The 14,608-nt window shown below is 69.6% G+C and carries 12 protein-coding genes; 8 read left to right on the plus strand and 4 right to left on the minus strand.

Annotation, left to right across the window (positions count from 1 at the left end; all coding sequences use genetic code 11):
* Positions 1-28 precede the first annotated feature (28 nt).
* Complete coding sequence (locus tag D451_RS0103170; RefSeq protein ID WP_014909505.1) at positions 29-634, minus strand: FHA domain-containing protein; 606 nt, start codon at positions 632-634, stop codon at positions 29-31.
* Positions 635-1,162: 528 nt separating this feature from the next.
* Between D451_RS0103170 and D451_RS0103175 the strand changes: the two genes are divergently transcribed.
* Together D451_RS0103175 and D451_RS0103180 are read left to right on the plus strand one after the other, a co-directional pair.
* Positions 1,163-1,525 (plus strand): DUF3017 domain-containing protein, encoded by a 363-nt coding sequence (locus tag D451_RS0103175; protein ID WP_017533403.1) that lies wholly within the window; start codon positions 1,163-1,165, stop codon positions 1,523-1,525.
* A gap of 175 nt (positions 1,526-1,700) precedes the next feature.
* A complete protein-coding gene (locus D451_RS0103180) occupies positions 1,701-2,918 on the plus strand; it encodes an NADP-dependent isocitrate dehydrogenase (RefSeq protein ID WP_014908604.1) in 1,218 nt (405 codons plus the stop codon).
* A 496-nt stretch (positions 2,919-3,414) separates the two neighbouring features.
* Here the strand turns inward: D451_RS0103180 and D451_RS0103185 are convergent, their stop codons facing one another.
* Positions 3,415-4,668 (minus strand): LCP family protein, encoded by a 1,254-nt coding sequence (locus D451_RS0103185; RefSeq protein ID WP_014910162.1) that lies wholly within the window; start codon positions 4,666-4,668, stop codon positions 3,415-3,417.
* Positions 4,669-4,810: 142 nt separating this feature from the next.
* Positions 4,811-5,932 (minus strand): galactokinase family protein, encoded by a 1,122-nt coding sequence (locus D451_RS0103190; protein WP_014910863.1) that lies wholly within the window; start codon positions 5,930-5,932, stop codon positions 4,811-4,813.
* A gap of 208 nt (positions 5,933-6,140) precedes the next feature.
* On the opposite strand from D451_RS0103190, the gene D451_RS0103195 reads away from it, so the two are divergent.
* The 5 genes from D451_RS0103195 (at position 6,141) to D451_RS0103215 (ending at position 11,694) form a co-directional block, all read left to right on the plus strand.
* Positions 6,141-7,253, plus strand: coding sequence for a YihY/virulence factor BrkB family protein (locus D451_RS0103195; RefSeq protein ID WP_026124785.1), 1,113 nt, complete (start codon positions 6,141-6,143; stop codon positions 7,251-7,253).
* 158 nt (positions 7,254-7,411) lie between these two features.
* Positions 7,412-8,584 carry a glutamate--cysteine ligase gene (locus D451_RS0103200; RefSeq protein ID WP_017533404.1) on the plus strand — a complete coding sequence of 391 codons (1,173 nt, stop codon included), beginning with the start codon at positions 7,412-7,414 and terminating at the stop codon, positions 8,582-8,584.
* Between the two features lie 30 nt (positions 8,585-8,614).
* Positions 8,615-9,850: a M20 family metallopeptidase gene (locus D451_RS0103205; RefSeq protein ID WP_017533405.1), complete on the plus strand. Its 1,236-nt coding sequence runs from the start codon at positions 8,615-8,617 to the stop codon at positions 9,848-9,850.
* Positions 9,851-9,949: 99 nt separating this feature from the next.
* On the plus strand, positions 9,950-11,047 hold the full coding sequence (locus D451_RS0103210; protein WP_026124786.1) for an adenosine deaminase: 1,098 nt from the start codon (positions 9,950-9,952) through the stop codon (positions 11,045-11,047).
* A complete protein-coding gene (locus D451_RS0103215) occupies positions 11,047-11,694 on the plus strand; it encodes a PH domain-containing protein (protein ID WP_014913315.1) in 648 nt (215 codons plus the stop codon). The genes D451_RS0103210 and D451_RS0103215 overlap by 1 nt, the downstream gene beginning before the upstream one ends.
* A gap of 457 nt (positions 11,695-12,151) precedes the next feature.
* Here D451_RS0103215 and D451_RS0103220 read toward each other — a convergent pair whose 3' ends face one another.
* On the minus strand, positions 12,152-12,976 hold the full coding sequence (locus D451_RS0103220) for a purine-nucleoside phosphorylase (protein ID WP_017533407.1): 825 nt from the start codon (positions 12,974-12,976) through the stop codon (positions 12,152-12,154).
* A 235-nt stretch (positions 12,977-13,211) separates the two neighbouring features.
* Here D451_RS0103220 and D451_RS0103225 point away from each other — a divergent pair, with 235 nt between their 5' ends.
* Positions 13,212-14,600: an NAD(P)H-quinone dehydrogenase gene (locus D451_RS0103225; protein WP_017533408.1), complete on the plus strand. Its 1,389-nt coding sequence runs from the start codon at positions 13,212-13,214 to the stop codon at positions 14,598-14,600.
* The last annotated feature ends 8 nt before the right edge of the window (positions 14,601-14,608 follow it).

A 14,608-nucleotide genomic window follows, 5' to 3' on the forward strand; every position in this document is an offset into this window, starting at 1 on the left:
CCGCCCCTTCGGTGTGCCGGGCACGGGCTCAGACGGCGCGACGCGAGTGGTCTCCCACCGGCATCGGCCGGACCAACCCCAGGGCGACCACCTCGTTGGCCAGACGGGTACGCCGGTTCTGCCCCTCCGGGATGCGGAACTTCTGGTAGAGCCGCAGGAGATGCTGTTTGACGGCCGCCTCGGTGACCACCAGGGCCTCGGCGATGTCGCGGGCGGTGGCGGGGGCGACGAAGGCCTCCTCGGACAGGGCCGGGCGGCACAGGGCGGTGAGCACGTCCAGCTCGCGTCGGGTCAGCTCGGGGGTGGCACCGCGACGCAGCACCTTGTCGGGGCTCAACTGTTCCTTGGGAAGCCCGCCGATCCGACAACGGGCGGTGCCGAAGCTGACGACGTCGCCCTCCTCCAGGACCCGCCGGGCGATCGGACGGCCGTTGACACGAGTGCCGTTACGCGACAGACCCAGGTCCACCACGTAGACGTAGGGTCCGCGGCGGATCAGTTCGGCGTGCAGCTGGGAGACGCTCTGGTCGTCCAGGCGGATGTCGGTCCCCTCGCCGCGGCCGACGGTGGTGACCTCGTCCGCGAGGGGGCGGACCTCTCCGGTCTCCTCGACACGAAGGTAGGGGCCCTCCACGGCGGATCCCCCCGAACCGCCGGTGTGCGGTCGGTGCGGGTAGGAGCGGCGGTGGGGGAGGGCGGGTTGACGTGGGGTGGCGGTCCGATCGATACGACGCGTGGGCTTCATGGGGGTAGGTCCTCGCTCACCGGTGCACTCAATCTCCAGCTGGGTTACCCGGCTGGTACGTGTTCTACGCGCTTACCCCGCAGTTAGGGGGATAAGGCCCGGGATTACGGTCTTGTGGCCGAACCGGAAGCGGGAAACGGTCGCCGGAGCCTCACTAGGGAAGTGGGTCCGTTTCGGTGAGACCTGAGGTGTCACCGGGGCCGGACACTACAATGGGCGCGGTCCCTCCCAGGGCGGAACGCGATCTCAGAGGGGATCGGCCGGAGCCTCCCGAACGTGAGCCGTGGTCGAGCGCCGTTCGGTTTCGGACAGAGTCCCGGACGAAGGATGGCCGATCCGGGCCGGCGGCCCGGGAGAGACCGTGAGAACGAGCCGCGAGGCGGCCAGGCAACTCGGAAGCGAACAGGTCGGGACGCGGTGAACGACGCGGAGCAGGCTGAGGTGGCGGGGTCGGACGGGAACATCCCCGACGACGGCGCGGGCGAGAGGAAGGCCCCGGTCCGGAGGGCGGTGCCGTACTGGCTCTCCCAGGTCCCCTACGCGCTGGTGCTGTCCACCCTGGCGGCGGGGATCGTGGTCGTGGCCGCCGCCTACTTCAAACGGGGACCGGCGATCATCGCGGGGGCGCTGCTGCTCGCCGCGACCTTCCGTCTGGTGCTGCCCAAGGACTGGATCGGACTGCTGGCGGTGCGGCGCCGATGGGTCGATCTGCTCACACTGGTGACCCTCGCGGTCCTTCTGATCGTCCTGGCATGGGTGGCGCCGCAACTCTCCTCATGAGCGTCTAATAAGCTTGATGTCGAGATACCGCGACACCGATAAGCGCCGCCTCCCCGGATGACACGGACACCGGGCGGGATCAGGGATCGCCGCGCGCGGAGCGGCACCGGTCACGAACCGGCGCCGCCGCTCCGCCGCACGAGGCGGCGAAGACTGAAGGGACAGCCGCACAGCCATGGCCAAGATCAAGGTCGAAAACCCCGTAGTCGAGCTCGACGGCGACGAGATGACCCGGATCATCTGGTCCTTCATCAAGGACCGTCTGATCCTGCCCTACCTCGACGTCGACCTGAAGTACTACGACCTGGGCATCGAGGAGCGCGACCGCACCGACGACCAGATCACCGTCGACGCGGCCAACGCCATCAAGGAGCACGGCGTCGGCGTCAAGTGCGCCACCATCACGCCGGACGAGGCCCGGGTCGAGGAGTTCGGCCTCAAGAAGATGTGGCGGTCGCCCAACGGCACCATCCGCAACATCCTCGGTGGCGTCGTCTTCCGCGAGCCCATCATCTGTGAGAACGTGCCGCGGCTGGTGCCGGGCTGGACCAAGCCGGTCATCATCGGCCGTCACGCCCACGGCGACCAGTACAAGGCCACCGACTTCAAGGTCCCCGGCCCCGGCACGGTCACCATGACCTACACCCCGGCCGACGGCAGCCAGCCGGTCGAGTTCGACGTCGCCGAGTTCCCCGAGGCGGGCGGCGTCGCCATGGGCATGTACAACTACCGCAAGTCCATCGAGGACTTCGCCCGGGCCAGCCTCAACTACGGCCTGGACCGGAACTACCCGGTCTACATGTCGACCAAGAACACCATCCTCAAGGCCTACGACGGCATGTTCAAGGACGTGTTCGAGGAGATCTTCGAGGCCGAGTTCAAGGAGAAGTTCGCCGCCGCGGGCCTCACTTACGAGCACCGTCTCATCGACGACATGGTCGCCGCCGCGCTCAAGTGGGAGGGCGGCTACGTCTGGGCCTGCAAGAACTACGACGGTGACGTCCAGTCCGACACCGTCGCGCAGGGCTTCGGCTCCCTGGGCCTGATGACCTCCGTGCTGCGCACCGCCGACGGCCGCACCGTCGAGGCCGAGGCCGCCCACGGCACCGTGACCCGTCACTACCGCCAGCACCAGCAGGGCAAGCCCACCTCGACCAACCCGATCGCCTCCATCTTCGCGTGGACCCGCGGTCTGGAGCACCGGGGCAAGCTGGACAACACCCCGAAGGTGATCGAGTTCGCGAACACCCTCGAGGACGTCGTCATCAAGACCGTCGAGGGCGGCCAGATGACCAAGGACCTGGCGCTGCTGGTCGGCTCCGAGCAGGAGTGGCTGACCACCGAGCAGTTCCTCGCCGCTCTGGACGAGAACCTGAGCAAGCGTCTCGCCTAGGTCCCACCACGGTCGTCGTGAGCCGACGACCCGAGTGAGACACCGGTCACGCCCGGGTGTCCCCGTGAGGGGGCGCCCGGGCGTCGTCGTTCCCGGATCTCAGCGGGTGAGACGCGCGGAACGCCGTGTTCGCGGGGGTTCGCGACCGCGGAAGTGGCGGACTTCCTCGGCGTGTTTCCCGTGTTCGGGCGACACGGAGGTCCTCGAGGTGGGAGGATGACGGTGTCGGCGTGGGACTCATGGTGCCAATGCGACGTAGGACACGTGGATCCGATTCGCGCCTTTCATGAACTTTGACTTATTGTGGAGGCACGCCGGTGAGAACCGGCAGGCCAGGGCGGCCTCGCGGCCCCTGAGCCACCATGACCGACGTGCCGGCCGTGCGCCCGCTGGGGGGTAGGCGCGCACAGTACGGAACGTCATGAAGAAGGGCCCGTCACCGAGGTGACGGGCCCTTCGTCCTTTCCGGGCGGACCTCCGCCCGCCCGGAGGGGGATCAATCCTGCATGGCCTCCTCGGGGATGGGCTCGCCCTCGCGCATCGCGTCGAACATCATCTCCGACCTGGCCTGGTCCCACAGCACGACCGAGCCCACGCCGTCCAGGGTGGGGGTCTCGCCGACCGGAACCGCGGTCGTCTGCGTGCCGCCGCGCATCGCCATCAGCATGCTCGCCAGATGCCGCAGCTTGTCGCCCTCGTCGACCATGAAGGTGTCGGTGCCCGCCGTCACCAGCGGCACCGCGCGGAAGGGGTTGAACATGGTGGAGGGGGCACTGGCCTTCTGGATCAGCGCCGAGAAGAACTCGCGCTGACGCTGGATCCGGTCCAGGTCGGCCCGGGGGGTGGCTCGTGTACGGACGTAGCCCAGAGCGGTGCCGCCGTCCATCTCCTGACAGCCCGCCTCGATGTCGAGACCGGCCTTGGGGTCCTCCATGGGCTCCTCGGGGCACATCTCCACGCCGCCGACCGCGTCGACCAGGTCGACGAAGCCGCCCATGCCGATCTCCACGTAGTGGTCGATCCGCACGCCCGAGGCGCGCTCGAACGCCTCCACCAGGGGAGCGGGGCCGCCACAGATCTCCTCGCCCTCCTCGTCGGTGCCGCACACCGAGTCCGCGAAGGCCGTGTTGATCTTGTTGTCGGCGTACCCGGGGATGGGCATCGGCACGTAGGAGTCGCGCGGCACGCTGACGATGGTGGGGTCACCGTCGCGGGGCATGTACAGGACCATGATCGTGTCGGTGCGACGTCCCTCGGCGCGACCGGTGGACAGCTCACGGATCTGGTCGTCGTCCAGCCCGTCACGACTGTCGGAGCCCACGATCATGTAGGTGGTGCCGCGGGCCCGGTCGGGACGGCCGTCGTAGTCCTGGAGCGCGTCCACGCGCTCCAGACGGGAGTTCGCCCACAGGTAGAACGAGGTCGGCGCGACCAAGAGCACCACCAACAGGATGATCGCGGTGGTGCGGAACCGTCGTTTGCGCTGCTCCCTGGCCCTGCGCTTGATCCCGCGCCCGTCGTACTCGCGTCCCTCGGCGTGGGTACGACGCCGGGGCGGCCGGTGCGGGGGGACCCGGTCCGCCGGGGGGAGGCGGCGGGTCTCTCCCACCACGCGCTGCTCGGACTCACGGGAGCGGTAGAGCCTCTCGAACTCGTCCGGCTTTCCCGGGTCGCCGGCGCGCCGGAACACGCCGCCTCTGTCGTGCTCGCCGGTCGAGCCGGGATCGTCCCGGTGTCGTCGGTCAGCCATGGGTCTTCGCCTATCTGCTCGGCGCCGTATGCCGCTCGGTGTGTCCTTTGTCCCTTGTGATCGCTGACAGGGTAGTCCGGTTCGAATCGTTCGCCGCCGGCGGCCGTCGGCGAGCGAACCGGGACCCGGGAGGGTCGGGGGATCAGTCCACTCTGCGAGCGCCCTCGGAAGGCAGTGCGACCCGTACCCGCGGTTCGGGGCGACCCCGGACGCGGAAGGCCTCACGGATACCCGAGACGACGTTCTCCACCCGTTCGGACGGCACCAGGGCGTAGGAGGTTCCGGCCCAACCCGACATTCGGGCGCCGCGCGCGCCCGAACGCGCGGCCGACTCCACCGCGGTCTCCACCGCCGGCAGCGGCAGGTCGAACCGGCGCAGGGACAGGTGCGAGGCGGACAGGATCGGTCCGACCTCCCCGAACCGTCCCTCGCGCAGCAGGCCGACCGCGGCGTTGAGCCGATGGGTCTCGGTGACCGCGAACTCCACACGGTCGCGCAGGGCCGGGTTCTGGATCCGGCGCAGCGCGGCGGGGAGGTCCTGAACGGCGCGCAGCGGGCCCAACGCCTCCTGGGCGCGGGCCAGTTCGGCGGCCCGGATCGGTCGGAGGTCCCGCCGGGGGAGCGCGCCGGTGTCCACCACCACCAGCCGCAGGTCGGAGCCCTCCAGATCGAAGGGGAACAGCGCGGTGCGGCCACCCCGCCGGTTCACCCGCACCAGATGGCCGGAGCGGGCCTCCAGGCCGACCTTCAACGCCACGGGAAGCCCGTCGGGCGGTGTGGTCCCGGCCAGGTCGGACAGGGCCAGGGCCACGGCGGCGCCCACCGCGACGGAGTGGCCGAGGGAGGAGTGTTCGGGCAGGTCGGAGCCGAGGACCACCCGCACGCCGTGATCGGCCTTCAGCAGGCCCGCGTCGCGCGCGGACGCCACCACCGACGCCACCTCGCGTACGGCCCGGTGCCGCTCGCTCAGCGGGCCGTTGACCGTCGCCACCCGGACCCCGGGGTCCTCGGCGGTGCCGACGGCGGCCGTCACGCCCCACGGAAGACAGACGTACAGGGCGGGCCCCTCGGAGGCGGCCGTGTGCTCGCCCATCAGCGCCAGACGCCCGGGAGCGTGCCACAGACCGGAAGGGGGCGTACCGAACCAGCGGGTGAACCCCGCGGTCAGGGCGGAGGGACCGGGGGAGGCCTCCGGCCACACCCCCACGGGGCGCGCGTGTCCCGCCCCCAGCACCGCCCGCAGCCGTGCCCCGGTGACGCCCATGTTCAGCCCTCCGCCGTCGGTCTCTCGCCACTCTTCAGTCTGCCGTGGGTTCGGGAGTGTCCGGGCGTGGGGTTTTCTCCGGAGCGCACCGACGGGTCTAGGTTGATCCCGAACTGTGGCTTCCGGCGCCTCCACCGGTACACGGCCTCCCACCTCGCCGCGGGGGCGTGGGAGGTCGGGGAGCCGAACCAACACAGCCTGGAGGAACATGCCCACGATCCTGGAGCGGGCCAAGGGGACGGCCGCGCGCTACCGGCACCTGGTGATGGACGGTCACTGGGAGCTGCGGCGGCGCCACGCGTGGGCGGATCACCTGGTGCGGGCGTACGGTCGCTATTCCGACCGGGGCGGCAGCCAGTTGGCGGGGGCGGTCACCTATTTCGCGTTCCTGTCCTTCTTTCCCCTGTTGGCGTTGGCCTTCGCCGTGGTCGGCTATCTGGCGTCGCTCCAGGTGGAGCTCTCCACGTACCTGGAGAAGGCGCTGGACGACGTCCTCCCCGGGCTGTCGCAACAGTTGCCGATGGACCAGATCGCCGAGGCGCGTGTGGGCGCCGGGGTGATCGGCGCCCTGGGTCTCCTCTACGCGGGTCTGAACTCGATCTGGTCGCTGCGGGAGGCCCTGCACACGATCTGGTTGAGGAAGCCCGGCCAGGGGCCGAACTTCCTGGTGCGCAAGCTGCTCGACCTGGTGGTCATGTTGGGGCTCGGGGCGGCGCTGGTGTTCACGGTGGCCTTCACCGGTTTCGCGCAGAGCTCCACGATGTTCGTGCTCTCACTGGTCGGGTTGGACGGCTCCCTGCCGGCCGGCCTGGCGTTGCGCGCTCTGGGCCTGGTCATCGCGATCGGTGTGAACATGTGCCTGTTCGTGCTGATCTTCTCCCTGCTCTCGGGGGAGGGGAGGCCGACGCCGGTGATGTGGCGGGGCGCGCTGTTGGGCGCGGTCGCGTTCGAGGTGCTCAAGAACCTGGCGACGACGTTGCTGGCGAGCACGCTGGGCAACCCGATCTACGCCTCCTTCGCGGTCCTGGTCGGGCTGTTGGTCTGGATCAACCTGGTGATGCGCGTGGTCATGTTCAGCGCCGCCTGGACGGCGACGGGCCTGACGCTTCCGCCGCCCTACACGGGTTCGCTGCCGTTGCCGGAGGAGAGCGGGGTGGACTGGCGGCGTCCGATCACGGTGCTACGGCCTTCGGAGCGGGACCTGGCCGAACGACGATGGGCCCAGAAGACCCTCGCCCTGTTGTTGTCGCTGGTGGCGGCGGTGATCGCTGCCCTGGGTGCCGCTTCCGCACTCGGTCGCGAGGCCTTCCGGCGGGATTAGGGGAAATTGCCGGAGGGGCAATTCCTTCGTTTATTGGGTGTCTCCTCCGTATGCGCGACGTGTACGGCGGGTAGTCCTCTCCTGTCCCGGTTGACCGGTTCTCCGGGGCTTGCCGTGCTGCGCCGACCGAACGGTCGTCCACACCTTGCGGAGGGCAGATGGGAATCGCATTCAAGTCGTCCGAGCGCGCGACGTTAGGAGTCGAGTGGGAACTCCAACTCGTCGATCGGAACAGCCGTCACCTGCGGCAGGAGGCGGCACAACTCCTCGCGGATCTCCCGGACCTGAGTGGCGACGCGGCGGTCCCCCCGCTGCGCCACGAACTGATGCAGTCCCAGGTCGAGGTGGTGACGGGGATCTGCGAGACGGTGGACGAGGCCAAGCGCGATCTCGAACGCAGCGTCACTCGGATGCGGGAGGTGCTCGAACCTCGGGGAACCGTCCTGACCTGCACGGGGACCCATCCGATCGATCACTGGCGGGATCAGACCCTCAGCCCCGGCGAGCGCTACGGGGAACTGGTCGAGCAGATGCAGTGGCTCGCCCGGCGAATCCTGACCTGCGGGGTCCACGTCCACGTCGGAGTGCGGGATCGGGAGAAGGCCATTCCGATCGTGAACGCGCTCGCGAAGTATATACCTCATTTTCTTGCTTTGAGTGCTTCGTCCCCTTTTTGGAGCGGTCATGACACCGGTCTCGCCTCCGCGCGATCCATTGTCTTCGGTGCCCTCCCCACCTCCGGCCCACCTCCGAACCTGTCCGGGTGGCCCGCTTTCGAGGAATACCTCGAAACCCTTCTGAAGGCGGGTACCATCGCCTCTATCAAGGAAGTGTGGTGGGACGTCCGTCCGCACCCTGATTTCGGCACCATCGAGATCCGGATGTTCGACGGGATTCCCACCTTGCGCGAGGTGGGAATGGCCGCCGCTCTCTCCCAGAGCCTGGTGGAGCTGTTCGATCACCAGCTCGACCGCGGGTACAGCTTGCCCAGCCCGCCGTCCTGGGTGGTGAAGGACAACAAGTGGCGGGCCACCCGCTACGGACTCGACGCTCGTGTCATCACGGATTCGCACGGCACCACCGTTCCGATCCGTGACGATCTCTACGAGTTGGTCCGCGAGCTGACACCGGTCGCCGCCCGCCTGGGCTGCGCGGAGGACCTGGACCTGATCTCCGAGATCCTGGACAAGGGCGCCTCCTACGAACGCCAACGGGCGGTCGTGGCCCAGGGAGGCTCGCTCCAGGACGTCGTGGACATGCTCTCCGCCGAGTTCGTCGGGGACCTCACCCGCGCCACGGTCGGCGTCGGCGACGGAGCCGGTGTGCGATAACGACGCGAAGTTTATAGAGGGGACCCTCCAATGCGGGGACATGACCTGCCGGAACAGTTGACCGCTTTTCTGGCGCGGCATGAACGGGAGCTCACGGGCTTCCGCCGGGACCTGCACATGCACCCGGAGCTCGCCTTCGCCGAGCACCGCACCACCGGCCGGCTGGCCGAGCGTCTGCGCGCGGTCGGACTCGAACCCCGGGTGCTCCCCCAGGGCACGGGTCTGATCTGTGACGTGGGTGAGGGTCCGGGTCCCCTGGTCGCCCTGCGCGCCGACATCGACGCGCTCCCCCTCACCGACGAGAAGGACGTCCCCTACCGTTCGACCGTCCCGGGCGCGGCGCACGCCTGCGGACACGACGTGCACACCACGGTCCTGCTGGCGACGGGGATGTTCCTCGCCCGGCAGGCCCGTGAGGGTGCGCTCCCCGGCCGGGTCCGGCTGCTGTTCCAGCCGGCCGAGGAGCTTCCGGGCGGCGCGGTGGAGGTGATCAACGCCGGCGGCATGGAGGACGTGGAACGCGTCTTCGCACTGCACTGCGATCCCCGACTGATGGTCGGCAGGGTGGGGCTGCGCACCGGTGGGATCACCGCCGCCTGCGACCAGATCATGGTCCGTCTGTCCGGGCCCGGCGGGCACACGGCCCGCCCCCACCTGACCTCCGACCTGGTCTACGCGCTGGGCAAGATCGTGACCGAACTGCCCGCCGCGCTCTCCCGCCGGGTCGACCCCAGGGCCGGCTTCAGCCTGGTCTGGGGGAGGATCAGCGCCGGTTCGGCCCCCAACGTCATCCCCGACGACGCGGTGGCCGAGGGCACCGTGCGCTGCCTGGACGACGAGGCCTGGCACCGGGCCCCCGACATCCTCAAGGGGATGGTGGAGTCGGTCGTCGGAGCCTACGGAGCCGAGGCCGAGGTGACCTACCGTCGTGGCGTTCCCCCGACCATCAACGAGGCGACCAGCGTCGACATCATGCGCGACGCGGTCACCCTCGCCCTGGGCGCCGACGCGGTCTCGCCCACCCCGCAGAGCCTGGGCGGTGAGGACTTCGCCTGGTACCTGGAGCACGCGCCCGGCGCGTTGGCCCGGCTGGGCACGCATTCCCCGGACTGGGACGGGCCCATGCTCGACCTGCACCGGGGCACCTTCGACGTGGACGAGAGGGCGATCGGCGTGGGGGCCCGCTTCATGGTGACCACCGCCCTGACCGCCCTGTGGGACATCTCCCGCCAGGGGGAGACCACGGATCGTGAGGCGATGGCCTGACCGGCCCCCTCCACGACCCGACAGGCGCCTCCATCGGTTTCCCGGTGCCCTCGTTGCGCCGTGTCGGGGCCGCTCATGCGCCGATGGCATCCTGAGTGGATGAACCAGCCACTCACTGTCGAACAGATCCGGCGAGCGCCCAAGGTGCTCCTCCACGACCACCTCGACGGCGGCCTCCGCCCGTCCACGGTCGTCGAACTGGCCCGAGAGGTGGGCTACACCGGCCTGCCCACCTATGACCCGGAGGAACTGGGTCGTTGGTTCCGGGACGCCTCCGACTCCGGTTCCCTGGAGCGCTACCTGGAGACCTTCGCCCACACCACGGCGGTCATGCAGACCCGTGAGGCCCTGGTCAGGGTGGCCGCCGAGGCGGCGGAGGACCTGGCCGCCGACGGTGTGGTCTACGCCGAACAGCGTTACGCGCCCGAGCAACACCTGGAGGGCGGACTCACCCTGGAGGAGGTCGTCGAGGCCGTCCAGGAGGGGCTCGAGCTGGGGGAGAAGCGGGCCGCCGACGCCGGTCGGAGCATCCGTACCGGACAGCTCGTGACGGCGATGCGTCACGCGGCGCGCTCCTCCGAGATCGCCGAGCTGGCGGTGCGCTACCGCGACGCCGGGGTGTCCGGCTTCGACATCGCGGGCGCCGAGGCGGGCAACCCGCCCACCCGTCACCTGGACGCCTTCGAGTACCTGAGGCGGGAGAACTTCCACTTCACCATCCACGCCGGTGAGGCGTTCGGTCTGCCCTCCATCTGGGAGGCCCTTCAGTGGTGCGGCTGCGACCGTCTGGGGCACGGTGTGCGCATCATCGACGACATCACCACCGACGGGAACGGCGCGCCCGAGCTGGGCCGTCTCGCCCAGTACGTGCGCGACAAGCGCGTGCCCCTGGAGATGTGCCCCAGCTCCAACGTGCAGACCGGGGCCGCGGAGTCCATCGCCGAGCACCCGATCTCCCTCCTGCGCGACCTGCGCTTCCGGGTCACGGTCAACACCGACAACCGGCTTCAGAGCGGGGTGAGTCTGTCCGAGGAGTTCGCCAAGTTGAGCGAGGCCTTCGGCTACGACTGGGACGACCTCCAGTGGTTCACGGTCAACGCGATGAAGTCGGCCTTCCTGCCCTTCGACGAGCGTCTCGCGCTGATCAACGGGATCATCAAGCCCGGGTTCGCGCAGCTGAAGTGGGCGACGAGCTGATGACCGCCGATGACAGAGGGGGGTCCGCCCGGGGGACCACCCACGCCTCGACCTCCTCCCGGGTGATGGCGGTCGCGTGGATCGTCATCGCGGTCCTGTTGCTGCTGGACCTGGTGCTGCGCGGGACGGATCGCACCGCCTGGATCGCCGGGTCGGTGCTGGTCCTGAGCGTCGCCGCCGTGTACCTGGCCTGGCTGCGTCCCCGCGTGATCTCCACTCCGCGCGGCATCCGGATGGTCAACCCCCTGCGCGAGACCTTCGTGCCGTGGGCCGCCGTGGTGTGGGTGGACGTGGTGGACGTGGTGCGGGTGCACACCCCGCAGGGGACCTTCCGTTCCTGGCCGCTGAGGGAGACCAAGCGGGCCAAGGTCCGGGAGAACCTGCGTCGGGACTCCGGATACGTGGACCCCGACGACAACGACGATCCGACCACGATGCGTCCGATGGAGCTGGTCGCCCGTGAGCTGAGGCGGGACGCCGAGCGGTACAAGACGCGTCCGCTGAGCGGTCCGATCAAGGAGATCGACGAGGCGGGTCCGGCCGCGCTGGGTGCCGAGGAGCGGCCCCAGACGATGGTGCCGTTGGAGGTCATCGTCGTCTCCGTGGCGGCCGTGGTGCAGCTCGTCGCGGTGCTGCTGCTGACCTGAGCCTCCTCCTCGAGGGTTCTCCCCCCTCTCGGACCCGGCCCCGTGAACACGGGCGACCGGGTCCTTCTCGTTTCCGAGCCGGGGTTGACGCGCACCCCGGGCTTCTGGTTAGGTTAGGCATGCCTAAGGGAGAGTGTTCCGGGTGGGCGGGCTTCGCGCGGATGGCCACCCACCCGGATCCCTCTCGAAGGCACGCGCGCGGTTCAACCGAATAACGGGAAGAAAAGGTGTCGTACGTCGCGAGTCCAACGGGATCTGCGGGGATTCCGCGTGACGGGCGCACCGGGGAAAGCACCGCCCTCGATCGGAACCACGGTCGGTACCGTCCATCCCAAGGCCTCGGGATGTACGCTCGCCACGCCGGTACCGGCCACGTCGTTCCGGTCGAGGGTGCCCCATCCTTCCGACACAGGTGAGGGCCCGGTGGACACCGGGCCTTCGTCACGTCCTCGTGGTCTCAGGCGTCGCCGAGCACCCGTTGGATCAGTTCTCCGAGCTCACGGGAGCGTCGAGTGACGACCTCCAGTGCCCGCTCCTTCCGGAACGGCTCGATCATCGCCCCCAACGCGTCGTTGCTCACGATCGCCAACCCCAGGACCTCGGCCCCCATCTCCACGGCGGCGATGGTCTCCAGGGCGATCGACCGACCGACCACGTCCGCCCCCGCCTGCCGGAGCAGCTGGAGTTCGGCCGGGGTCTGCAACTGGGGGCCCGAGGTCGTCACGTACACACCCTCGGCGAGCGCGCCGTCCACCTGCCGGGTGATCTCCCGTAGGCGCGGACTGTAGGCCTCGCTCAGATCCACGAAGTCGGCCCCCGCCAGGGGCGAGGCGGCGGTGAGGTTGACGTGGTCGCGCAACAGCACCGGCTGTCCGGGGGAGAAGTCGGCGCGCAGAGAGCCCGCGGAGCCCGTGAGCACGGCTGTGCGGGCGCCCGCGGCGATCCCGGTGCGGACGGCGTGCACGGCCGCCATGGGGCCGTGTCCCTCATAGAGGTGCACGCGGCCCATGAAGACGACCACGCGTTTGTCGCCGACCCACATGCTGCGGATGCGACCGCTGTGTCCTTCGGCCGTGGGCTGTACGAAGCCGGGCAGGTCGACCGCGTCGAACTCGATGTCGTCCGTGCCCAGGGTGTCCGCCGCGGCCTCCCAGCCGGAGCCGAGCACCACGAGGGCGTCGAAACTGTCGGCGCCCGCGCGGGTCAGCAGCTCCTTGGCCGCCTCCTCCGCCAGCGTCCTGGCCTCACGGGTGCTTCGGGGTGGCTGCTCTGATTCACTCACAATTCGGATGCTACCTCTGTGTCATCACATGACTCCGCAACGCAACGCTCTTGTGTGCTTCCCTCCCCATTGCCGGCGATCCGTTCTCCGGGCGGGGGTGCCTTGCGGATTCCGATGGTCGGGATGGTCGACAATGGAGGTAAGCGAGAAAATCAGGTGGTGCCCAGCCATGCCCACGGTCACCCCGGACCGGGAACGGGCGGGCCGCATCGCCCCGCAGAGGGAGTGAAGCAGCGTGACGAAGGTCGTGATCATCGGTGGCGGACCCGGGGGCTATGAGGCGGCTCTGGTCGCCGCACAGCTCGGCGCGGACGTGACGGTGGTGGAGCGCGACGGTATCGGCGGTTCCTGCGTCCTCACCGACTGCGTTCCCTCCAAGAGCCTCATCGCCACCTCCACCCGGACCACCTACGTACGTGAGTCCGCGGAACTGGGCATCCACATCCCCGAGGCCGAGGCCGAGGGCTGCGTTCCGGCCGTCGAGGTCGACATCCACCAGGTGAACGGTCGGATCAAACGCCTGGCCCGTGCCCAGTCCGACGACACCCGGGCCCGTCTGATCAAGGAGGGCGTCGAGGTCGTCAGTGGCGAGGCCCGCCTGGTCGACCCGCACATCGTCGCCGTCGGTGAACGCCGTGTCCACGCCGACGTGGTCCTCCTGGCCACGGGCGCCCACCCCCGTGAGCTGCCCACCGCCAAGCCCGACGGAGAGCGCATCCTCACCTGGCGCCACCTCTACGACCTGGAGGAGCTCCCGGAGCGGCTCATCGTGGTCGGCTCGGGCGTCACCGGCGCCGAGTTCGCCGGCGCCTACCAGGCCCTGGGCTCGGACGTCACCCTGGTGTCCTCCCGCAAACTGGTCATGCCCACGCAGGACTCCGACGCGGCCGAGGTGCTGGAGGACGTCTTCGCCCGCCGCGGCATGACCGTGCTCAGCCAGACCCGCGCCGAGTCGGTCGTGCGCACCGAGGACGGCGTCCGCGTCACCCTCTCCGACGGGCGCACGGTCGACGGAAGCCACTGTCTGATGACCGTCGGCATGATCCCCAACACGGACGGGCTGGGTCTGGAAGAGGCCGGCGTCCGCCTCGGAGACGGGGGATTCGTCGAGGTCGACCGGGTCTCCCGGACGACCGTCCCCGGCGTCTACGCCGCCGGCGACTGCACCGGCGTGAACATGCTCGCCTCCGTGGCCGCCATGCAGGGCCGCATCGCGATGTGGCACGCCCTGGGCGAGGCCGTGGCCCCGCTCCAGCTCTCCACCGTCGCCTCCACGGTGTTCACCCACCCCGAACTGGCCGCGGTCGGCGTCAGCGAGGACGACATCCGGAGCGGCCGTGTGGACGGTCGGGTCGTCACCCTTCCGCTCAACACCAACCCGCGCGCCAAGATGAACGAGGTCCGGGACGGCTTCGTCAAGCTCATCTGCCGTCAGCACACCGGCATCGTCCTGGGCGGCGTCATCGTCGGCCCGCGCGCCAGCGAACTCATCCTCGGCGTCTCGATCGCCGTCCAGCAGCGACTGACCGTCGACGACCTCGCGCACACCTTCTCGGTGTACCCGTCGCTGTCGGGCAGCGTCACCGAGGCCGCCCGTTCCCTCATGCTGGCCTCGCCGGAGTAGACGGAGCC

Source organism: Nocardiopsis alba DSM 43377 (genome assembly GCF_000341225.1).
Taxonomy (GTDB): Bacteria; Actinomycetota; Actinomycetes; order Streptosporangiales; family Streptosporangiaceae; genus Nocardiopsis; species Nocardiopsis alba.

Excerpts from the sequence above, each read along its gene's own strand:
- D451_RS0103180 (WP_014908604.1), top strand. The coding sequence starts at position 1,701 with ATGGCCAAGATCAAGGTCGAAAACCCCGTAGTCGAGCTCGACGGCGAC.
- D451_RS0103185 (WP_014910162.1), bottom strand. The coding sequence starts at position 4,668 with ATGGCTGACCGACGACACCGGGACGATCCCGGCTCGACCGGCGAGCAC.
- D451_RS0103190 (WP_014910863.1), bottom strand. The coding sequence starts at position 5,932 with ATGGGCGTCACCGGGGCACGGCTGCGGGCGGTGCTGGGGGCGGGACAC.
- D451_RS0103195 (WP_026124785.1), top strand. The coding sequence starts at position 6,141 with ATGCCCACGATCCTGGAGCGGGCCAAGGGGACGGCCGCGCGCTACCGG.
- D451_RS0103200 (WP_017533404.1), top strand. The coding sequence starts at position 7,412 with ATGGGAATCGCATTCAAGTCGTCCGAGCGCGCGACGTTAGGAGTCGAG.
- D451_RS0103205 (WP_017533405.1), top strand. The coding sequence starts at position 8,615 with ATGCGGGGACATGACCTGCCGGAACAGTTGACCGCTTTTCTGGCGCGG.
- D451_RS0103210 (WP_026124786.1), top strand. The coding sequence starts at position 9,950 with ATGAACCAGCCACTCACTGTCGAACAGATCCGGCGAGCGCCCAAGGTG.
- D451_RS0103215 (WP_014913315.1), top strand. The coding sequence starts at position 11,047 with ATGACCGCCGATGACAGAGGGGGGTCCGCCCGGGGGACCACCCACGCC.